Raw genomic sequence first — 22,039 nt, forward strand, 5'->3', positions numbered from 1 at the left:
GGGTCTTGTTCTATAAGAGACTGCGCCGTCTTCACATCGTATGTAATAGCGCTGTATGACAGCAGTTCTGTTGTTAGTATTCATTTGGCACACGAAATCGGGTGATCAGCTCTTCCTTCAGAGGCTCTGAATTCGAGAACAGATCTGGATCAAGCTCCAATAATCGCGATATGAGCTCCGTCATCCATACTGTTTCACATATCCATACATCGGAATCGCCGAATCTGCCTCGCTGAATCGCTCCTCTGCTCTCCAGCAGCTCTTCTAGCTTACCAAAGTAATGGTGCGAGGAAAGAGAATGACGGCGTGAAGGAACTTGAATCTCTGTTCCATCAGGCAGCACCGTAATCAACCTCTCGTGGTCTTCCGTCAAACGACCGGGGATGTCTTCCCATTCCTCAATGCCATGAATAATGGTATTTCGCGTCAAGTCTACACCTGCAAGCAGAATCTGCGCTTCTCGATCCAACAGCTTGCCCCAAGCAGAGCCGCGAGCAACCGGTGTATCAAACCGTTCGTCCCCCGTTACAAAGGATACGGCATCTTCACCTAATGCAGCTACCGAATGAGTAGGATGCCACGAACGCACTACACCTGAACGCTTGCGAAACAGTTCTGGCAGAATACCAACGCAGACAGGAGTGTCCTCAACGTAATAGCGCGGGTTATCCGCATTTATAGTAGACCACGTATGCGTTGGGAGGACCAGTAACCCATCCTTCATATACTCTGATAAAGCATCCAACACGGTGTCAGCTCCGCCTTCCACGTCTCCGATCTGCTTCATTGAAGAGTGGACGAGTAAGGTCCCTTGGGGACGGATATCCATCCTCTTCAATTGTGCTAATAGACTCTGCTTCGTATGCATGCAGCTCACCCTCCATATCTGGTATGGTACGCTTTCATACTAACATCATTATGCTCCATTTGAAACTTTGTTTAGACGGGCACAGCCATATTGAGATTAATCAGCTTGATGCGATACGACAAGTTCATATTGATTCAGTGCAGCACCAAGCATGTATTCCTTCAGATCTCCCGACCCGCGATGCGATTCGCGGAAAGCATCAGATGAGGTCCATGCCCGGAAGGAGGCTTCGTCCTTCCATAGTGTACATACCTTCAACTCTTCTTCGCCTTCCTTGCCAGCTCCTAGCCATACTTCCAGCCGAACAAAGCCCGGCATCTGCTGCACACCCTTCGCCTGAGCAAAGCGCGCAGCTACTTGTTGGCCATATCCTTCCTTAACACGAATGGTATTCGTTACAACTAACATCGTCTCGCCTCCATCTCTCTGCTAATGATCTGAGCATCAGTCCACTTTCAGACGATGTAAGCGCTGAAGGGACATGCATGTTCTTCTCTATTATACGTTATGACGTGATATTTATCCAAAATATTCAATATATCTGTAGTGAATCCATCTACGTCCAAACCATTTGTCAGGGCTGCACATAGAATAATTCACATAGAAACACACCCGTCTGGTACACAGGAATACATCGTCTACAAAAAAAACATAGGAGGCACGGTTACATTGAGTGAAGAAAAAGAAAAAGATAGTAAGTTTATACTACCTAACAGTGTAGTCGATCTATTGATATTAGACACCTTCAAGCGTAATGGGGCAGACACTGCTCCTCCCACAGAGCCGTTACCGGACCATGAGAGACAGATGCTTCGCAATCTAGTCACCGATCTATCGAAGCAGGTAGACGGCTTCGTGAAAGCGCAAAAGAAGAATGAGGAGAATATCCGAAAAGCGACGTTGGATCCGGCTAATATTGAGTATGTGAACCAACTGAAGCTAAAGGCTGCTATCCAAGAGGAAGAAGCAAGGAGAGAGAAAGAGAAAGAAGCCGCTCCTCCACCAGCTAAAGAAAGAGAAAGAGAACGAGAACGAGGAAGAGAACGAGAAAGAAGCAAGCCAAGAGCAAGAAGATTTGATGAGGAAGAGGAAGCAATCTACCGAGAATTCATGCAGCCGAAGGCACAGCCTAAGGAAAAACGTCCAGAGCCGAAAATAGAAGAACAGCCTAAACCCCGCCGCAAGAGAGATTGGTAGTTCAACGCCCATCTATAAAGACGCCGCTAGGCGTCTTTTTTTATTCATAGTACCAATAGTCTATGTCTGTAAGCCTCAGCGCTATATTAGCCCTATTATTCAAAATATAGGGATTTAGGAACCAATTCGTCTATACCATCCCCTCTGTCAGCACATAGAAATAGAGTAAAGGAGGTGAGATCCTATGAAAGGTCCAGATGTAGAACAACAAGCAGAACAATCTATCGATACATGGCAAGGTTCTCATGAATTGATTCATATTAAGGATTCGTGCGGTGTTAAAGTCCAATCTACAGATACGAAGCTGGCTGCTTCTCTACAAGTGGCTCTCCAAGCGGCTATCGCTATTGTAGTCAGCATTTCGATCGCTGATGGTGAACGTGCCAAGGCTGTAACGCAAGAATTGCTGCAAAAGATCCATGTAAAACAGCAAAATCACCAGAAAACAGTCATCTTACGCTCCGCAAACGTTTCGGTTTCTACGACAGACACAGATGTGTCACTGAATATCCAGGCTCTGTTGCAGATTCTTTTGGCGCTTGTCATTCGTATAGATATCCTCTAATCCTACTAGTTAAAAGATTCGCAACCCCCATACTAAAGATGTAAGCGAGGTGTACAACGTTGAGAAAAGAAGAAAAATGCGAAGAAGAAGAAGAATTCTATTGGTCGGCTACAGACAATTGTCAATGCAAGCATCCGATGGATCATGCGACAGTGAATCAAGAAGCGAAGCAAAGCATTGACAATACTCAAATTTCCCGAGAATTAATCTTGATCAAGGACTCCTGCAACGTCGAGGTTAGTACAACGGATACTAAAGTAGCTGTGTCTATTCAAGCTGCATTGCAAGCTGCTTTGGTCGCAGTAATCAGCATTTCACTCGGCAGCTCGACACGGGCTGAAGCTATAGTGCAAGATCTGATGCAGAAGATTCGTGTTGATCAAGAAAATCGCCAGAAGATCCTTATCGAGAACTCCAAAGAGGTCTTTATCACAACGACTGATACGTTCATTGCCGTCAACATTCAGGTGCTCTTTCAGATCTTGCTTGCTCTTGTCGTTCGCATCGATGTTCTATAATTCCGCCCGAACCCTACTTCCCTAGAGAGGAGGGATCGAATTGGATAATCTGAAGTCAATGGACGACGTATTAGAGCGATTGAAGGCTCTTAATGAGAAGAAGCTGGAAGAAATGATGAATTCGTACGGTCGTGTCCGCGCTAAGCGGAAAAGAGAACGTCTTGTCGCTCCAATTAATGATATTCCTGAAGTCGTCGAAAAAGCATCTCAATCCTCTGCAGTAGACGCTTCGATGGATCAATGGCTTAAGCTCCTTAATGAATTAGGAAGAAAATAAGCAATCCACACTGCCACTGCAACCGAATTTGATATAGATACTTCATCATAAGCAGAAGCCCCAGCGCTCCGATCGAGAGCCGCCGGGGCTTCTATTCGTGTTCGCCCTAATTATAGCAAGACAAGCAGAGGGGCTGATTCGATTCGATCTTCCACGGTTATTAATCTATATCCAGCGTATTCCATAGGAGGATAATATGTTCTAATTATCACAATACCAAGCTTTTCATGTATTTTCCATCGCGTTATATGATGTGAATATTATCACAACACAGCTTTTCAAATGTGACAATATAGCGAAATGATATTGTGACAGAGTCAATTATGAACAATATGCAAAGTCGGAGAAAACGGACGATATTGGACATAAATCGCCGAATTTCCGATAAAAAATTGTGAACAAGCACTCTTCTCGTCTTCAAAACTGGATTCAATTGTAAAATGTGGTTTTATTTATGTGGTGCTTCTTTTTAAAGTTGTGACTACTATATATCTGACCAGAATTATTATCCAATTATAACTTTAATAGTTCATCTTAGAGAAAGGGGTACGTTATGAAAAAGAAAGGTTTATTACTCACCGTTCTTTTATCCCTCTTAGTTCTGTTGACCGGATGTGAACCGCTTACGGTTCTTGATCCAATGGGTCCTCAGGCAGAGACGCAAGCAAAGGTAATCATCTTCTCCATCATCTCGATGGCGACAGTACTGCTTGTGGTGTACGTGCTGTTTGTCGTCATTCTGACGAAGTACCGCGCTTCCAAGGCAGCACCAGATTATGAGCCTCCGCATGAGGAAGGAAGCAAATGGATGGAAATTACATGGACAATGATCCCGGTAATTATCGTGGCCGTGTTGTCTGTAGTCACCGTCCAAACTACTACCGCAGTTGAGAAAGTTCCTGTAGGTTATGAGGATCAAAAGCCGCTCGTGATCTACGCCTCCTCTTCCAACTGGAAATGGCATTTCAGTTATCCGGAGGAAGGGATTGAAACCGTTAACTATGTAAACATCCCTACTAATCGTCCTATTGAGTTCCGTATGTATTCGTATGGTCCTATTACGAGCTTGTGGATCCCGCAGCTTGGCGGTCAGAAATATGCCATGAGCGATATGGTAACAAAGCTTAACTTTGTTGCTGAACAGGAAGGCTCGATGATGGGTAAAAACGCAAACTTCTCAGGTAAAGGCTTCGCGAGTATGGAATTCGAAACTTTGGCCATGTCACCTGCAGCTTATGATGAATGGGTGAAGGATGTTAAGAAAACTGCACCTGAGCTGACAGAAGACGAGTTCAATACGCTGCTTGATACAGAGATTGTTGGCCGTAAGTCATATTCATCTACTCACTTGGAATTCAGTCCTCCGCCTGAAGGGGAAAATGCTTCACATCATCACGGCTCTGATGCAAATGCAGATGCAGATGCCGACGCTGATCATAACATGGAAGATTCCAATATGGATCACTCCAATATGGATCACTCCGGGCATAAGTAACCAAGCAACTAGGAATTCATCGAAAGGAGTCTAATCTCTATGAAATGGGACGAATTTTTCGTTACCGGCGAACCGATGATCTACGGCGCTATGGTCAGTATCGTCGTCGTGTCACTCGCCATCATCATTGGTTTAACCTATTTTAAGAAATGGGGATACCTGTGGCGCGAATGGCTGACAACGGTCGATCACAAGCGCATCGGTATTATGTATCTTATATCTGCGCTGATTATGCTGTTCCGCGGCGGTGTTGACGGATTGTTGATGCGTGCACAGCTAGCCGTACCAGAGTCGGGATTTCTCGATGCGCAGCATTACAATGAAATATTTACAACACATGGTATCATCATGATTCTATTTATGGCTATGCCGTTTATCATAGGTCTGATGAACCTCGTCATTCCGCTTCAGATCGGTGCGCGTGACGTTGCATTCCCGCGGCTGAACGCCTTAAGCTTCTGGCTGTTCTTCGTAGGAGCAATGCTGTTCAATCTCTCGTTCGTTATCGGGGGCTCCCCGGATGCAGGCTGGACCGCATACTTCCCGCTTGCAAGCAATGAATTCAGCCCTTCAGTGGGCATGAACTATTATTCTATCGCACTTCAGATCGCTGGTATCGGTACACTCATGACAGGTGTTAACTTTATCACGACGATCTTGAAGATGCGCGCTCCTGGCATGACGCTGATGAAGATGCCAATGTTTACTTGGTCGATTCTGATCACAAGCGCGATAATCGTATTTGCTTTCCCTGCATTGACTGTTGCGCTTGCGCTTATGATGTTCGACCGTCTGTTCGGTACCCAGTTCTTTACGATGGCTAACGGCGGTATGGATATGCTGTGGGCTAACTTGTTCTGGGTATGGGGCCATCCAGAAGTTTATATCGTTATCTTGCCAGCCTTCGGTATCTTCAGTGAGGTCATCTCGACATTCTCACGCAAGAACTTGTACGGCTATAAATCAATGGTTATCAGTATGGTTGCTATCTCACTCTTGTCCTTCCTCGTATGGGCGCATCACTTCTATACGATGGGACATGGCGCGGTCGTCAACGGATTCTTCTCCATTACGACGATGGCCATCGCGGTACCGACCGGGGTCAAGATCTTCAACTGGCTCTTTACGATGCGTAGAGGCAGGATCGAGTTTACGACTCCAATGATGTACGCGCTGGCGTTTATCCCGATCTTCACTATCGGTGGTGTAACGGGTGTCATGCTTGCGATGGCAAGTGCCGACTATCAATATCACAATACGATGTTCTTGGTCGCTCACTTCCACTACACGCTGATTCCTGGTACTGTATTCGGAGTTCTTTCAGGTCTGTACTATTGGTTCCCGAAATTCTTCGGATTCAAGCTCAACGAACGTCAGGGCAAGCGTGCCTTCTGGTTCATTGCTATTTCGTTCAACGTTACCTTCTTCCCGCTGTTCTTCCTGGGACTGAATGGTATGACGCGCCGGATGTACACCTACTCCGAAAGCACAGGCTTCGGACCGCTTAACATGATTGCCTCTATCGGTGCAATGGGACTTGCTATCGGTTTTGCTCTCTTGGTGTACAACATCTACTGGAGCTTCCGCTACCAGCCAAGAGAAACATCCAGCGATCCATGGAATGCGCGTACGCTGGAATGGGCAACTCATAGCCCAGTTCCTGAATATAACTTTGCGCTCACACCTACTGTCAAGAGCGCTGAGGCATTCTGGGACTTCAAGAAGAAGAAATATCCGTTATTTGAAGGCAAGATTGAAGAGATTCATATGCCTAATAACAGCGGACAACCGGTTATTATGAGCGGTCTCTTCTTCGTGGGAGGATTCTGCATGGTGTTCAGTTGGTGGACGCCTGCCATTATTTGTGGTATCGCCATTTTGATTATGCTCGCAATGCGTTCTTTCGAGCAGGATCATGGACGACATATTTCGGTGAAAGAAGTTAAAGAGACGGAACAACGATTGCGGGGTGAACAAGCATGAAGATAGATAAGACGCTTCCGCTAGAATACAGCACAGAGGAGAACAGAAACCGAATATTCGGTTTCTGGATCTTCCTTGGAGCAGAGATCGTGCTCTTCGCCGTTCTCTTCTCCACATATCTGACACTTTGGAATCGACCAGGCAATGGTCCATCAGCACAAGACATCTTTGTGATGAAGCCTGTATTGATCGAGACGTTCCTGTTGCTCACAAGCAGCTTTACGATCGGGTTGGCTGTCAACGCTATGCGACTTGGCATGAAGAAGGCCATGATGTGGTTCTTCGCCATCACGCTTCTTCTGGGTCTAGGGTTCCTTAGTGTAGAGATCTTTGAGTTTATGACTTACATTCATGAGGGTGCGACACTGCAGACTAGCGGCTTTACTTCCAGCTTGTTTGTACTGCTCGGCACACACGGCGCTCACGTAACGATGGGTCTTCTATGGGGCACTGGCATCATGATTCAGCTGAAGAGCCGCGGCTTGAATAAGGATACAGCGAACAAATCATTTATATTCTCGCTGTACTGGCACTTCCTGGACGTAGTATGGATCTTCATCTTCAGCTTCGTATACTTGAAAGGACTGATGTGATATGAAACAACTATTCCCTATACGTCATGTAATGGGATACGTATTCTCCCTCGTCCTTACAGTAGTTGCGATGGTCGTCCTTCTTCCGGACTTCCAGATGTCACACGGAGTGGAGATTGCAATCCTGATCATCACTGCTGCGGTACAGACAAGTGTACAATTGTTCCTGTTCATGCATATTGATGAGGATAAATCCAGTAAGTCATCGTTGTATACCAATATCGCTTACGCCCTGTTTGTTGCTCTCGTAACGGTATTCGGTACACTGTTTACGATGATCTGGGGTTACTTGTAGAATATATCGCAGTAAACAACAGAGGCTGTCTTGTCCTTGAAGTCATTGACTTCAGGATAAGACAGCCTCTTCTTTATTTATACTGATTCCTACTGTGCTGCCATTTCCATATCGCGTGAATCACCTGCTTGTATTTTTTTCATGATTATCAACCGATCTCAACACAGCATACCACAAAAAAAAATCTTTGAATGTTTTGTATTTACATGGTTTGGTTAATTTGTTATTATTGATTTATGATGTTACGTAATTACGTAATATTGTGATACTCAGTTTGCGTTATACGTAAAAGGTGCAGTCGAATAATGATGAGGTGATTCCTATGGTGCAAGGCAATGAACGGGATTATGGCAATGAATTGGATGAATTGAAGGCTCAGATGAAGGAGCTGCAGCAGCTTGTCCAACAATTATGCACACCTTCTTCAATGAGCAGCAACATGCTTCTTCCTCATGACACACATTCAGACCATTCACTAGAGCCTGCGGAGCAGCAAGAAAGTGTAGTTTATTATTCGGGACAATATCGCAGTGAAAAGTCGCATTATCGATGGGAATCGCAAGCAAGAACGCTCCATCAATTGTTGGAGCAGGACGGCGAGAAGATGGCGCGCGTATTGGGGGCTCTTGGGCATAAACAAAGAGTGGACATTCTGCGCTCCCTGATGATTCAGCCCATGTCAGGTCCTGAACTAGTAGAACGATTGAATATGGGAACGACCGGCCAGCTTTATCATCATATTAAAGCATTAATCGGCGCTGATCTCCTCCTTCAGGAAGAACGCGGCGGCAAGTATGCTGTTACCGCACATCGTGCGCTGCCGCTGCTCTTGCTGTTTACGGGAGCCGCTGAATTGTTCGATGCAAGCGATTATATGGAAATGACGGATGCACGCAAACATCCGGAACAGTATCTGGGCGATAAGGGCGACGGTGTCGATCTGGAAGGCTACGATCGTCATATGCTGCTGCGGGCTGTAGTCGAGAACTGCATTCTCGAGCATCAAGCCGGATATTGCACGGATATCGGTATCTTCCAGCACGAGGATGGTAGCATCACAGTCGCGGATAATGGCCGCGGTATTCCAGCAGTGGCCTTATCGCATATGTATAAGTCCCGAATTCAAGACGTGCTCACGAATATGGGGCATCTGAACCCTAGCGCGGCTTATGTCGCACCGGGCAGTGAGAAGGGCATCACGATGAGCGTCGTTAATGCCTTGTCGCGCAAGCTCAGCGTAGAGATTCGCCGCGACGGCAAGGTGATGCGTCAAGAATACAGTCTGGGTCATCCGCATACGGAGCTGCGTACCATTGGCGTCACTCAGGAGACGGGAACAAGCATTACCTTCCAACCGGATCATCAGCTCTTCGGCAATATCGGCTTTATCCCGGATATACTGTGCCAGTATGCCGATGAGATCATGTCCGCTTATCCTGGTTTAACCGTCAACGTCTATTAAGCGTGACATGCACAGGCTAAGCCTATCACACAAAAAAACTCGCTGACCCGTCAGCGAGTTCTTCTTCATGCTATGCGTATGGATTTATCTCTGAGGCTGTGCCGCAAACTGGTTGTAGAACTTTTGAATCTCTACAGGCGCGCCGCCATTCAAACGAGATTGTTCAGCCGCGAATGCCATCAGATGGCTGCGTACCGAGATAGAAGCAGAGGACAAGCTCTCGACGCCCTCTTGACCAAAGTTGCGCACTCCATCTAGGAATGACGCAACAATGCCGAAGTCGCCGCCGCCATGTCCGGAAGCCGTTTCCTCAAGCTTCACTTCACGGGATTCCTTCGTTACCAAGTTGGTAACCTCGAAGGAGTAATCCTCCATATTCCCACGAATCTCACCCTTGGTTCCCATAATCTGAACGATGCGAGTATTGTCCTTCGTGAAGCCGCACATGCTGAACATGGCCGTAGCTCCGCTCTTGAACTCCATATTCACGACTTGGTGATCTACGACATCATTGTCAGTCTGATAGACGCATCGTCCGTAAGGGCCATCCGTCAACGCAGCAAGAATCTCCTCGTCCGTCCCCTTATCCACGAACTTTCTCGCCCAACCTCTGCCCTCTTCACTTAAATAATAATTTACCGCATGATACTGGCAGTTCTTCTCAGCCGGGCAGCCTTGAATACAATAAGCTGGTGCGCCTTCAGGCTTATTCGCTTCATTATAATGCATCAAAGATCCAAAGGAACTGATCCGCTCACAAGGCTCATCCATTAGATAAGCAAGAATGTCCATATCATGACAGGACTTTTGCAGAATCATCGGGCTTGATTCCTGGCTGTTCCGCCAATTGCCTCGTACAAAGCTATGGGACATGTGCATGTTGCCTACATTTTCATTTAACTGTATAGAAACGATCTGGCCGATCTCTCCATTATCAATCTCTTTCTTAATAGCCTGCCAGAACGGCGTATAACGCAAGACATGGCAAATGGTTAACAGGCGTTGATGCTTCTTCGCAGCAAGCTCCATCTCGACGCATTCCTGAGGATCAGGCGACATTGGCTTCTCTAGCAGAACATGATAGCCGAGCTCAAGCGCCTTTAAAGTAGGTTCCCGGTGCATACGGTCCATCGTGCATATGATAGCTACATCCGCTAATCGTTCTTTGCCCAGAATAGATTCCCATGAATCATACTGCTGCTCTAGTGTTAATCCATGCGTCTCTGCAAATCGCTCACGGCGCTCCTGTATAGGCTCAGCCACACCTACAAATCGAATCTCAGAGGGATGCTGCAGTGCATACGGCGCATAGGCTCGTTCCCCTCGGTCTCCTGCTCCAATGACGATAGCTGTTACTGCTTTCATCTCTATCTCTTCCTCCCTAATTGAAAATGTCTGTGGGCTCATGACACAAGAAGATCATTCTTACTCTGGCAAGCATCTTGTACAATTCATCGAACCCAATCTGCAGAATATCTCCATTCAAATATTCGACATTCGGAGATCATTTCCTTCAAGTTCTGAGATAATTATGACTTTTTTAATCATTTTTTTGTTCATATCAATCGTTTTATTGCTAAATTAGATAGAAATATGTAAAAATTAACATCCAATTACTAAAGCTTCGGAATGATATACTCGTATACCGGCTCCTCTTGTCCAGTATCCTCGAACCATTCCATACCCGCTGACGTAAACCCTGCTTTCTCCAGCGTCTTGAACGAGGCTGCATTACTAGGATCTGCTGAAGCATGTATACGTCTTACCCTTCCGTCCGCTTTAGCGAGCTGAACACAGGCTGTTGCCGCTTCTGTGGCGTATCCCTTTCCCCAACTGGTTTTGGCATAATGATAAATGAGCTCGATCTCTTCTACACCTTCCGTTACATTGAAGCCACAGGCGCCAATTACAGTACCGCTGACCTTCTCCACCACGGCATATACAGACAGCCCCAATTTCTCATCGCATGCTATGTATCCGGCAAGCACCTTCGGCAAGAGTTCGAGTGGAGTAGCCCCTAAACAATACTTCATCACTTCATCATCGCCCCAGAACGATGCCGCCGCTTCACGATCCGTCTCTTCAAACACTCGCAGTTGCAGTCGTTCCGTCTCACATACCATTTTCATCTGACTCCGCCTCCCCCCAATCATTAACAACTAATATTGTAAATTACACCAGATAGGATTACAATTCAAACAACTCTTTAAGGACAGTACTGCATAGTTACTGTTTGCAGGTGCAGAACATGATAATATGAAATGAAGGAAGATGAAGGGAGCGATTGAACTTGAAGCAAGAGCTAATCGATCGATTAATCACTTATGCAAAGGTAGATACGCAATCGAATGAAGACAGCACCACCTGCCCGACAACACCGGGACAGCTTACGCTTGCCAACATGTTAGTAGAAGAATTGAAGCAGATCGGGATGGAAGAGGTGACGATTGACGCGAACGGTTATGTCATGGCCACTCTCCCGTCCAACACGGACAAGCAGGTGCCTACGATTGGATTCCTGGCTCATGTAGATACAGCGACTGACTTCACTGGCACCAATGTGAACCCTCAAGTGATCGAACAGTACGACGGCAAGGATATCGTCTTGAATAAACAGCTGAACGTCGTTCTTTCGACCAAGGACTTTCCTGAGTTAGGCCGCTATAAAGGACATACGTTAATTACGACAGACGGCACGACATTGCTTGGTGCTGATGACAAGGCTGGTATCGCTGAGATTATGACCGCCATGTCCTATCTGATTCAGCATCCTGAGATCAAGCACGGTCGCATTCGCGTTGCATTTACACCTGATGAAGAGATTGGCAGAGGACCGCAGAAGTTCGATGTGCAAGCGTTTGATGCTGTATATGCGTACACGATAGACGGCGGACCGCTTGGCGAGCTGGAGTACGAGAGCTTTAATGCCGCTGCGGCCAAGATTACGATAAAGGGAGTTAACGTCCATCCCGGCACAGCGAAAGACAAGATGATTCATTCCTCCAAGATCGCCATGAAGCTGCATGCACGTCTGCCAGAGGAAGAAGCGCCAGAGCATACGGATGGGTACGACGGCTTCTATCACCTCATCTCCTTCGAGGGTAATACAGAGTTGACGAAGCTGCATTACATCATACGCGACTTCGATCGCGACAACTTTGAAGCGAGAAAGGCGAATATGCAGAGCATCGTCGATGAGTTCAAACAGATCTACGGCGACGAACGCGTCCAGCTCGATATGTATGATCAATACTACAATATGCGGGATAAAATTGAGCCTGTCATCGAGATCGTCAACATCGCCCGCGAAGCGATGGAATCGCTCGACATCAAACCGGTCATGAAGCCGATTCGCGGCGGTACGGACGGCTCCCAACTATCCTATATGGGACTGCCTACACCTAACATCTTCACCGGCGGCGAGAACTATCACGGCAAGTTCGAATATGTCTCCGTCGACAACATGATGAAAGCGGCTCAAGTGATCATCGAGGTGGTACAACGCTTTGAACGGCAAGCATAAGCTTACAACGCATTGCTTCACCGTCTAACGATTCTGTTCTGAATTCAAGAATCATAAGATATAAACCATAACAGCATGGAGCTTGTTCAGGAGAGTACAGCTATCACTCCGTTCAAGTTCCGTGCTGTTTCTATCTTACTCACCTTATCTTGTTCGACCTAAACACTATAATAAGGAGGGACATCTCGTATGAACCGATATGTAGGCGTTGATATTGGCGGCACAAAGATGTATATGATGGCGGAAGCACCGGATGGAATAATAGAACATAGAGCTCCGACAGGTGCAGGATGTACACGCGCACAGATGAAACAGGCACTTGATGACTTCATCGCGCAGCTGCCTTACACGCCGGATGGAATCGGAATGGGCATACCTGGGCTCGTGGACGGCAGCGACAAAGTGGAGATGACCGATCTTCTCACCACTTTGAACGGTGTGACAGCGGATTATTTCGCAACGGATTGCCCCGTTGCGTTCATCAATGATGTGAAAGCGGCTGCGATAGCTGGAGCCGCGGATCATGCGGAGAGCCATACAGTAGCCGTCATCATGGCAGGTACCGGCATCGCGGTAGGTGTCGTTGAGAAGGGCGAATTGCTGCTTGGCTCAAGGGGCTGGAGCGGTGAGATGGGCTATATGATGCTGGCGACCGACAGCGCGAATGGAAAGGCGGAGAGGATTGACAATCTCGCCGGCGGATACGCGATCCTGCAGCAAGCAGGCACCGATGTGACGACGTTTCTGCAGCAACTGGAAGATGGAGATGAGCATGCCGCTTCGATCATTAGGCGTGCGGGATTCTACTTCGGGCTGTCGCTCACGAATGTGCTGCACTTATACAACCCCGACGTGATAGTGGTTGGCGGCAGCGCTTCTACCTATAAGGGCTACATGGAGGCAGCCCTTGAAACGCTGCGGGCTCATGCTCTGCCTGAGTTGCTGGCCTGCTGCACCATCACACAGCCGAAGGACTTGAAGCGCATCGTCGCATTAGGCGCTCGCGAGTGGGTGCGCAAGCTGAACGCCCGTGCATACTAAGCTCGATTGAATCCGAACAAATGAAGCAGCGGCAGCCTTGGACGGGGAAATAAAGTCCTAGACTACCGCCTTTTTATTGAGCTATCGTTCTCCGATAGTTGAGGACTGCTGGCACCACTCTTCTCGCAACATTGCATAGTAATACTCATCCCACCATTCATTTTCATGGGGAATACATTTTTTGAAATAACCTTCTCGTCTCATCCCGATCTTCTCCATAACCCGATAAGATGGAATATTTTCTGGCTGACAGGTTGCAATAATTCGGTGCAAATTCATTTCCTCAAATCCATATTTCAATATGGCTAATGCCGCTTGAGAAGCGTAACCGCGATTGTGATACTCAGGATTGAACACCCATCCAATCTCATATGTATGCTCACCAAAATACTTGTGGAATACAATGTGACCAATAAGTGTTCCATTATCCTTTAATATAACAGGGAAATTCCGGGCCTCGTCGCCAATGTTTTTCCTAATAAATTCTTTAACTGTCTCTTCGTTCAAAACCCCATCTGGCATATATTTCATGTTATTAATTTTTGAAGTATATTCAAGTACTGCTGTCCAATCCTCGAAATCAAAACTTCGAATGATCAATTTATCCGTTGTCACATACATCGTCTTCCATCTCCTTGAATGATTAGATCTACCTGACGAATAAAATCTTCCGCAAGTTCAAGCTGCTTAGTTGCAAATTCCAAATCTCCGTTGCCTGCAAGGGCGAAATCCAGATTGCCTAATGTGGACATGAGTATACGTGCGATAATAGCAAATCGAAAAGCTTCTAGATCTGATCTATTGTTTATTTGGCTCAATATATATTTAAAGGTTGGCTCCTGAACTCCGTTGAATAATGCACGAATACTAACAAATGAAGCCAGATCCCAGTATGCAGGCATCAGGGATATATCTTCAAAGTCCGCCCAGATCCAACCTTCAGGACTTGGCAATAAGTTTACCTTTTTCAGACACTAAAACAGCTCCTCAACAAAGTATAATCATATCCTAGCACCATAATTTTCTTGCTGATAGGTAAAAAACCTTTATAACCATTAATTCAAAATAAAAAAGAGAATGCTCCCGCGCCTAAGCTTGGGCTGCATCCTCACATCTATCACCTTATATAAAATAAAGCTCATACCTCGGAAGGACTAATATGTAGGCGTTGATATTGGCGGCACGAAGAGCTCAGAATGATCAACTATGTTGTATAACGTACAACATAATGCCTATTATCGCGGACTATTGCAAATATTGTTGTATTCCGTACAACATTTTGCCGATTACAATACAATTCCATCACTGTCGGCCTTCGGCTGCTGTTGCAGCCGTAACCCCTTAACCCGCTGCTCATACCGCTCGCGGATCTTCGGTATCGCCTCTTCGCGTGCCTTTTGGAATCTCTCCTCCGCTAAACGATCGAGCTTCTCTTTCTGCTCCGGACTGACCTTGTACACATAAGTCGTTATGACTTCGGCTGTTTCAAACACCGTTTCCGCTTTTTCCAGAGCCATTTTCTCCTTGTCCAAGTTCGACATGCTCCCCCGCCTCCGTGCAAAGCTAAAGTTGTGAAAGTTAGCTTATTGGCTGATGAACTAGATTATAGCTGCAGTTCCATGCATGGCACACCATGATCGATATCCTGCAGATTATGCTTCAACCATGCCTTACGCTCAGGACTGCCACTGCTCGACTCTTGGCAGGAAGCATACAGCAGCAGGCACAGCTCCAAACGCCGCTTCTCCACGAAGAGCGGCAGCTGCTTCAACCATTTCGCATCCAACTGATACTCGCGATTGTATCCTATCATGAAGGACGCAAGCAGTTCATTCGCCAGCTTCGATACACGCGCGTTCTCATACTCAGGCGTTCTCCACGCGCCAAATACTGCTCCGTAATATACCGCCATCGCGATATCCTGCACGTAGTAGTCATACCCGCAATCGTCAAAATCAAACGCGATCATGTTGCTCTCATGCACATAGAAGTTGCCATGGTGCAGATCTCGATGACATAGCCCGTATGCGCCCGCTTCATGCGGGAGAGCGTTAATCTCCTTATCTACCTCTTGCAATCTATCGTATATCTTATGCTCTTCTGGGCCGAAGCTCGACTTATTGAATCCAAGAACATCCTGATGCGGTCTTGCTGTCATGTCCGCAGGCAGGATGTATTCTTGCGCCAATGCATGCATCTTCCCTGTAATCTCGCCCCACTGCTCGAACAGCCTCGGTCCCCAATCCTTGTGATTACAATCGATATGACCGCCTGCCGCTTTCTCGAACATCGTTAAGATAAAGATGGCATCCTCACTCTCTAGCGTCTCTATTAGCTGCCCCGATGGAAAGGCTACAGGCCTTGCAATGCGAACACCGTGCTTCGCGAGGTAATCCATAAAGTGCATCTCGGAAGCCATCAGTTCTACCGTGCGATGAGAGCTGTGCCCTACCCGCAGGATGAGATCCTGCCCTCCCTGCTGGAAGCTGTATACGACATTTTCAAAGCCTCCACAGTGAATAATCGATTCTTGCTCAACACCAATACGCTGCGCGGCCTGCGCCAGCAACTCCTCATTGAACTGCTGCTGCCAGTTTGGCATGATATCTCCTCCTCTATCTTGTGCATCTTTGAAATGGTCCATTAAATCAATCGTATCCGTGCCCCGTATTGTTATATTCTGCATATCGCTCTTCATTACCTTCATACAGAAAAAAGGGAGTCTACCCGCATCATTGTCGGATAAGCTCCCTTTCGTTAAGTATCGCGTCATTAGCATATGCACGTCTTCTTCTTCATGCCTAGCTTGCCTGCCGCTTCAACCTTATGAATATAATCTACCGCTAATGGTACTTTACATGCCGTCCTGCCGACATTAACATGTACCTTGCCTATCGCTTCTCCAACTCTCAATGCTTCCTCGTGCAGGTCTATAATAGACGATCCAACCATGATGACAAATGAATTCATCGTATACCGCACTCGATTCGGCTGCTCATGAATCGTAGTCTCCACTCGATGCAGGAGCGCTCTGATCTCCTCTATATCCAGCTGGTCATCCGGAGTCAGCGAGATATAATTCGCATACGTCGACCAACCGCAAGTCGCCACTATTTCCTCATCAGACTGTATCCATTTCCGCGCCAGCTCTAATCCGAACGGACTCTCAGCCGCAACTCCCGCTACGATCGTCTCCGCAATCATATGCCAACTCGCCTTGCTTACCCACTCCTGCAGCTGCTCCTTGGACATCTGCTTAGGATTGACTGCAAGTCCCGCCAGATACATGGCATCACTATTGCCAGAATGATAGAGAGCTAAAACGAGATCTTGGTCTTTCTTCACTTCTCGAACAAGCTTCTTCAAATCTCCTATTTTCACACCGAATAGCGGCTCCATCGCACCATGTCTAAGAAATGTCCGCTTCGTCTGTTCCGTGCCGAGCGCTTCAAGCTTGCTCATAACCTCATCATAATTCATGGTAACCCTCCTCGTTTCATGTCTCCCCTTATATAGCCAATTTCATACAACTAATCTGACCGTTGTTGAATTAGACGTTTAAACCCTTGGATTTTCTATAGAAGAACCATAAGGAGTACAGGCCGGGAATAAGAATCCACGTTAGAATACTAGTTGCCGTTACCTTCTCAACAGGGAAGAAGAAGGCTGATACAAACATCGCAATAGCGATAGGAAATGAAGCATACCCAACCACCTTGTGCGCCAGTCTCCATGTATCTTCGTCCCGTATCGTCCATGGAAGTCTTAGTCCCATATTGCGATTAAATGGAATCTTTGGCGCAGCATTGCCAAATGCCATCATAAACACCGCAATTAAACCCACCGCGATAAGTTCACTCGTTCTTGCGGAAAAGACGCCCTCAAGCGGTTCCAGCACCATGAATATAAATACCAATGCAACTGTGCTTAGCGTCAGTCTATTTAGATTGCGCATCGTCTTCACTTTCGGATTATCTGGGGACAGCTTAGCGATCCGAGGAGCTTGAATATCGAATATAACTAAAGCTATAATCACTGCCGCCCCGATAATGGCATTGGTCACATGGCCATCCGGTACGAAGATCCCCACAGCTAAGATCAGTATGGAAATGACAATAAAAAATAGGCTTGTAAAGGTAATATCAGACTTTCTCATCTCTAATTCCTCCCTACTTATTATTAAATAGGCTCAAAAAGCCTCCTAAAACATCCTGCAGCACCGTTGTGTTAATGGAATAGATCACATACTGGCCCTTCTTCTCCGAGCTGACCAGTTCCGCTTCCCTCAATATATCTAAGTGCTTGGAAATAGACGGCTTGGACATATTAAAATGATCGGATATCTCACCGGCACTCATATCTCGGGTGTGGAGCAGCTGTAATATGGATCTGCGCGTCTCATCGCTTAAAGCTTTAAAAGCTTTATGCATAGGGGAACTCCTTTCTGCTCATTGTAAAGTTATTTAGCTAATTAGTTAAATATATTATAGATGTGGGCGATGGAAAATGCAATAGAGAAAGGGTTATCCTTATGGATAACCCCATGGCAAACTATATGCGCTCCGCTTATCTATGGTCCAGCATTCGTAGAATCATCACCACAGCCTCAGCCCGGGTTGCATTATTATGCGCCTCCAAGCGGCCGTTGCTTCCTTCCACTATGCCTTCGCGTCTCAGCGTCTCCGCCATTGCCTTGACCCAAGCCGGTATAGAGGCGTCATCATCGAAGCCCGTCTTCTTCACATTGAGCGGCTCGATGCCCATCGTACGGCCGATGATGGCCGTCATCTCCGCGCGGCTAATTGACGCATTCGGGCGGAAGCTTCCGTCTTCGTACCCCGTTACTATCCCCAGTCTCACCGCCTGGGAGACCGCCTTCTCAGCCCAAGATGGAATCTTCGCCTGATCTGTAAAGGTGATCCTGGATTCCGACGTATTCAGATCCAATGCATTCATGACCATGACGACGAACTCCGCACGCGATACGGAAGCATTAGGTCGGAATCTTCCGTCCGGATCTCCTTTCACAATCCCCATCTCAGCAGCGCGAATAATGGCATCCTTGGCCCAATGCCTTGCGATGTCCGTGAAGGATATCGGCTTGTTGCCATTGTCGCCTCCATTACCGTTTCCACTGCCTCTGCCGATAACCGCAAATATGGCGGAAGATCCGATATTGTCAACGTCAATCGTTATCCGACTGCCGTCGACCGTGCTGTTCTTCTCTACCCATCTCTTGTTCGCTTTATCGTAGAAGTACACGCCTGGATCGCTATTCCGGCTTAACTTCGTACGGTCGTAGGACATCGAGATCGTGATCGGCTTCAAGAACTTGTTGGAGTGATTCTTCTCTAGCTGATAGACCGGGCTTAACAGCACATAGCCGCTATCCAACGGCTTATCCTGTCCGCTTACCTGCTCCAAGTACATACACAACGGCATATCAGTAGCATCTGCCGGGACTTTAACTGTGATCAGATCCGCAATACTCATTTCCCCCGCTTTCCATGCAGATAAGCGAAGGGTGTAGGACTTAAGATCACACCATGGCGGTGTCATCGGCTCGGAAATGTTGCGGATATCCACCTGCTTTACACTTTCATTGCCCGCTGCATCCTTCACATATACCGTACACGTACCGTTGGAGGTTACTCTGAACTTCGCCGTCGATGTAATGTCGTTGCCGTCTGCAGCAAAGTATGCTACATTACGATCTCCCGCAGCCCACTTGATCTTCGAGATGGCGTTGCCTGTACCGTGCACAGTCGCAGATACAGTAACATCAACCGATCCTGCATTGGAAGTCTGCGGATAGCTGGACGTTGCGATCGTCGGCTTCGTCAACAAGATATTGATGATCTCAATCGTCTTAATGGTGACATTGCTTGCCGAATCTTTGGCATAGATCGTATACGTATCGCTCTCGGATACGGTAAATTTCTTAGCTGCTGTAATATCAGTACCTTTGCCCGCAAAATAAGCCTCATCACGCTTTCCTACAGCCCATTTTAACGATGCGATCGTATCATCCGCTCCCTGAGCGTTGGCAGTCACAATCACTTCTACTGGTTTATTGGTCAATGTGGATGGCAGCAGCGTAGTCGTGACCGTCGGTTTTGAGGTTAAGATGTTGCTGACTTCGACTTGGCTAACAGCTTCATTGCCTGCTTTATCCTTGGCATAGACGGTATAGGTGCCGTTCTTGGATACGGTAAATTTCTTGGTCGAAGTAATCTCTGTGCCTCCGTCCGCGAAGTAAGCTGTGTCGCGTTTGTCTGCCGCCCATTTGATCAGAGTAATCGTATTGCCTTCTCCTTGCGCATTCGCTGTTACGCTTACTTGTACGGGTTGACTGGTGGATTCGGATGGCGTTAGTTTGGCGGTTATCGTTGGCTTCGATGCTAAGATGTTGCTAACTTCGACTTGGCTAACGACTTCATTGCCTGCCTTATCCTTAGCATAGACGGTATAGATGCCGTTCTTGGATACGGTAAATTTCTTGGTCGAAGTAATCTCCGTTCCTCCGTCCGCGAAGTAAGCTGTGTCGCGTTTATCTGCCGCCCATTTGATCAGAGTAATCGTATTGCCTTCTCCTTGCGCATTCGCTGTTACGCTTACTTGTACGGGTTGATTGGTGGATTCAGATGGTGTGAGTGTGGCGGTTATCGTCGGCTTCGAGGTTAAAATGTTGCTGACTTCGACTTGGCTGACGGCTTCATTGCCTGCCTTATCCTTGGCATAGACGGTATATGTGCCGTTCTTAGATACGGTAAACTTCATGGCTGAAGTGATCTCAGTGCCTTCGTCCGCAAAGTAGGCTGCGTCGCGTTTGTCTGCCGCCCATTTTAATAAGACGATCGTATTGTCTTTCCCTTGAGAGCTTGCCTTTACATTCACTTGCACCGGACCGATAGTCGGCGTATCTGGTGTGACACTTAATGTGATCTTCGGCGCCGCATTCAGTCCGTATTCATAGGCTCCCATGTCCACAACGCCGTTGACGATCCGCGGCGAACCGTTCAAGTCTGTCACGATCTTCGACAGGTTCGGAATCTGTCCAGACTCATATACGATGTTCGACCCCTTATCAATCGCTGGGGATGCCGCCTTTAGCTGGTAGCTTCCAGCCCCTTGGAACAGCGGGTCGGAATCTAGGTTACCGCCTTCATTTTTGCCAAGAGCCGCAGCCAGCTTGCCATCGGCCTTGGAATCCTGAACTAAGCTATGGGAGATAAGAGACTTTCCTTTATCGTTGTATATGCTTCCTTCCGCTGGATCTTGATTGCCCCAAACGATACTGTTGCGCAGCTTCAGAACCGCAGCTTTAGCATTATAGATTCCTCCGCCAGACTTCTGTGCTTCATTACCGCTTATCGTCACGTTGGTCATGACTGCATCCGAATCCGCCGCATTAAACACACCGCCGCCGCGCTGTGCCTTATTATTAATAATAAGGACATTCGTCATCGTCGTTCGGCTCTGCGAACTGTTATGGATCCCGCCGCCTGATTCGGCACTGTTGTTGCTAATCGTGACGTTGGTGAGCACTGGACTGCCATCATTACTCATGGCCCCGCCGTTCACAGCCTTGTTCCGGTCAAATGTCACATTGGTCAGCGTCGGACTGCTCTCGGAGTTCAGCATCCCCCCGCCAGCTTGAAGCCACCCATCTGCATTTCCGCCGGTGATGGTTACACCATCTAGGACAGCCGTGTTGTTGAGACCGTTGTTTACAAATACATTGTAAACATTGTTATCCAGCTTTCCATCCTTGTCGATATCGCCGCTTAGGATCGTTTCATTCTTCTTGAATTGACGATTAGCGAGAATATCGGATGCAGACGATGACTGCACATCCTCCGAGCCTTCAAATCCACCGCGAATGGCAACTCCATTCATCATCTCAAAATGCATTCTGCGAACATCATCGGCTGACATATTGCCGCTCGGCATATAGGTTCCCTTTGCAATCCACACTTCGGTCTTGCCTTCTTTGCCCGCTTCCGTCAGCGCTTGATGCAAGTCCGTGTATGCATGAGTCCAACTGCTGCCGTCATTGTTGCCAGCGGCATCCGCCTTTACGTAGATAATGCTTCCGCCCTCCGCCGCATGAACTGATATTCCTCCTATCAGTAATGCAAACATCAGACTAAGCCACAAGAGCCTTTTCTTCACCCATTTAGCACCCCCTGTTTTTACCATTCATTGTAAATGACGTAACT

The 22,039-nt window shown here is 47.2% G+C and carries 23 protein-coding genes; 11 read left to right on the plus strand and 12 right to left on the minus strand.

Annotation, left to right across the window (positions count from 1 at the left end; translation table 11 throughout):
• Nucleotides 1-73: 73 nt before the first annotated feature.
• Nucleotides 74-868, minus strand: a complete 795-nt coding sequence (locus tag ACXX53_RS14580) for an AAC(3) family N-acetyltransferase (RefSeq protein WP_458569388.1) — start codon at nt 866-868, stop codon at nt 74-76.
• A gap of 96 nt (nt 869-964) precedes the next feature.
• A complete protein-coding gene (locus ACXX53_RS14585) occupies nt 965-1,276 on the minus strand; it encodes an antibiotic biosynthesis monooxygenase (RefSeq protein ID WP_458569389.1) in 312 nt (103 codons plus the stop codon).
• A 261-nt stretch (nt 1,277-1,537) separates the two neighbouring features.
• Between ACXX53_RS14585 and ACXX53_RS14590 the strand changes: the two genes are divergently transcribed.
• The 9 genes from ACXX53_RS14590 (at nt 1,538) to ACXX53_RS14630 (ending at nt 9,253) form a co-directional block, all read left to right on the plus strand.
• A complete protein-coding gene (locus tag ACXX53_RS14590) occupies nt 1,538-2,065 on the plus strand; it encodes a hypothetical protein (protein WP_458569390.1) in 528 nt (175 codons plus the stop codon).
• 184 nt (nt 2,066-2,249) lie between these two features.
• Nucleotides 2,250-2,630 (plus strand): spore coat protein, encoded by a 381-nt coding sequence (locus ACXX53_RS14595; protein WP_458569391.1) that lies wholly within the window; start codon nt 2,250-2,252, stop codon nt 2,628-2,630.
• A 59-nt stretch (nt 2,631-2,689) separates the two neighbouring features.
• Complete coding sequence (locus ACXX53_RS14600; RefSeq protein WP_458569392.1) at nt 2,690-3,148, plus strand: spore coat protein; 459 nt, start codon at nt 2,690-2,692, stop codon at nt 3,146-3,148.
• A gap of 40 nt (nt 3,149-3,188) precedes the next feature.
• Complete coding sequence (locus ACXX53_RS14605) at nt 3,189-3,425, plus strand: hypothetical protein (protein WP_458569393.1); 237 nt, start codon at nt 3,189-3,191, stop codon at nt 3,423-3,425.
• 553 nt (nt 3,426-3,978) lie between these two features.
• Complete coding sequence (qoxA, locus tag ACXX53_RS14610; RefSeq protein WP_458569394.1) at nt 3,979-4,920, plus strand: cytochrome aa3 quinol oxidase subunit II; 942 nt, start codon at nt 3,979-3,981, stop codon at nt 4,918-4,920.
• Between the two features lie 39 nt (nt 4,921-4,959).
• A complete protein-coding gene (gene qoxB, locus ACXX53_RS14615; protein WP_458569395.1) occupies nt 4,960-6,903 on the plus strand; it encodes a cytochrome aa3 quinol oxidase subunit I in 1,944 nt (647 codons plus the stop codon).
• On the plus strand, nt 6,900-7,496 hold the full coding sequence (gene qoxC, locus ACXX53_RS14620) for a cytochrome aa3 quinol oxidase subunit III (RefSeq protein WP_458569396.1): 597 nt from the start codon (nt 6,900-6,902) through the stop codon (nt 7,494-7,496). Before qoxB ends, qoxC begins: the two co-directional genes overlap by 4 nt.
• A 1-nt stretch (nt 7,497) precedes the next feature.
• Nucleotides 7,498-7,791 carry a cytochrome aa3 quinol oxidase subunit IV gene (gene qoxD / locus ACXX53_RS14625; RefSeq protein ID WP_458569397.1) on the plus strand — a complete coding sequence of 98 codons (294 nt, stop codon included), beginning with the start codon at nt 7,498-7,500 and terminating at the stop codon, nt 7,789-7,791.
• A 322-nt stretch (nt 7,792-8,113) separates the two neighbouring features.
• Complete coding sequence (locus ACXX53_RS14630) at nt 8,114-9,253, plus strand: ATP-binding protein (protein ID WP_458569398.1); 1,140 nt, start codon at nt 8,114-8,116, stop codon at nt 9,251-9,253.
• A gap of 84 nt (nt 9,254-9,337) precedes the next feature.
• On the opposite strand, the gene ACXX53_RS14635 is transcribed toward ACXX53_RS14630, so the two are convergent.
• Nucleotides 9,338-10,618, minus strand: a complete 1,281-nt coding sequence (locus tag ACXX53_RS14635; RefSeq protein WP_458569399.1) for a Gfo/Idh/MocA family oxidoreductase — start codon at nt 10,616-10,618, stop codon at nt 9,338-9,340.
• 251 nt (nt 10,619-10,869) lie between these two features.
• The gene (locus tag ACXX53_RS14640) at nt 10,870-11,382 is read right to left on the minus strand and encodes a GNAT family N-acetyltransferase (RefSeq protein ID WP_458569400.1); all 513 of its coding nucleotides are present in this window, start codon (nt 11,380-11,382) and stop codon (nt 10,870-10,872) included.
• Nucleotides 11,383-11,543: 161 nt separating this feature from the next.
• Here ACXX53_RS14640 and pepT point away from each other — a divergent pair, with 161 nt between their 5' ends.
• Together pepT and ACXX53_RS14650 are read left to right on the plus strand one after the other, a co-directional pair.
• A complete protein-coding gene (gene pepT / locus ACXX53_RS14645) occupies nt 11,544-12,776 on the plus strand; it encodes a peptidase T (protein WP_458569401.1) in 1,233 nt (410 codons plus the stop codon).
• A gap of 189 nt (nt 12,777-12,965) precedes the next feature.
• Nucleotides 12,966-13,817, plus strand: a complete 852-nt coding sequence (locus tag ACXX53_RS14650) for an ROK family protein (protein WP_458569402.1) — start codon at nt 12,966-12,968, stop codon at nt 13,815-13,817.
• Nucleotides 13,818-13,898: 81 nt separating this feature from the next.
• Here ACXX53_RS14650 and ACXX53_RS14655 read toward each other — a convergent pair whose 3' ends face one another.
• The 8 genes from ACXX53_RS14655 to ACXX53_RS14690 all read right to left on the minus strand — a co-directional run bounded on the left by ACXX53_RS14655 (nt 13,899) and on the right by ACXX53_RS14690 (nt 21,992).
• The gene (locus ACXX53_RS14655; RefSeq protein WP_458569403.1) at nt 13,899-14,438 is read right to left on the minus strand and encodes a GNAT family N-acetyltransferase; all 540 of its coding nucleotides are present in this window, start codon (nt 14,436-14,438) and stop codon (nt 13,899-13,901) included.
• Entirely contained in the window at nt 14,429-14,770 is a 342-nt protein-coding gene (locus ACXX53_RS14660) for a hypothetical protein (protein ID WP_458569404.1), read from the minus strand. The genes ACXX53_RS14655 and ACXX53_RS14660 overlap by 10 nt, the downstream gene beginning before the upstream one ends.
• A gap of 333 nt (nt 14,771-15,103) precedes the next feature.
• Nucleotides 15,104-15,358, minus strand: a complete 255-nt coding sequence (locus tag ACXX53_RS14665) for a hypothetical protein (RefSeq protein WP_458569405.1) — start codon at nt 15,356-15,358, stop codon at nt 15,104-15,106.
• Nucleotides 15,359-15,420: 62 nt separating this feature from the next.
• Nucleotides 15,421-16,419, minus strand: coding sequence for a phosphotransferase enzyme family protein (locus tag ACXX53_RS14670; protein WP_458569406.1), 999 nt, complete (start codon nt 16,417-16,419; stop codon nt 15,421-15,423).
• A 170-nt stretch (nt 16,420-16,589) separates the two neighbouring features.
• Complete coding sequence (locus ACXX53_RS14675; protein WP_458569407.1) at nt 16,590-17,297, minus strand: DNA alkylation repair protein; 708 nt, start codon at nt 17,295-17,297, stop codon at nt 16,590-16,592.
• A gap of 70 nt (nt 17,298-17,367) precedes the next feature.
• A complete protein-coding gene (locus ACXX53_RS14680) occupies nt 17,368-17,973 on the minus strand; it encodes an SdpI family protein (protein ID WP_458569408.1) in 606 nt (201 codons plus the stop codon).
• A 13-nt stretch (nt 17,974-17,986) separates the two neighbouring features.
• Nucleotides 17,987-18,247 (minus strand): autorepressor SdpR family transcription factor, encoded by a 261-nt coding sequence (locus ACXX53_RS14685; protein WP_458569409.1) that lies wholly within the window; start codon nt 18,245-18,247, stop codon nt 17,987-17,989.
• Nucleotides 18,248-18,383: 136 nt separating this feature from the next.
• On the minus strand, nt 18,384-21,992 hold the full coding sequence (locus ACXX53_RS14690; protein ID WP_458569410.1) for an S-layer homology domain-containing protein: 3,609 nt from the start codon (nt 21,990-21,992) through the stop codon (nt 18,384-18,386).
• Nucleotides 21,993-22,039: the final 47 nt, after the last annotated feature.

It is taken from the genome of Paenibacillus marinisediminis, assembly GCF_054343325.1.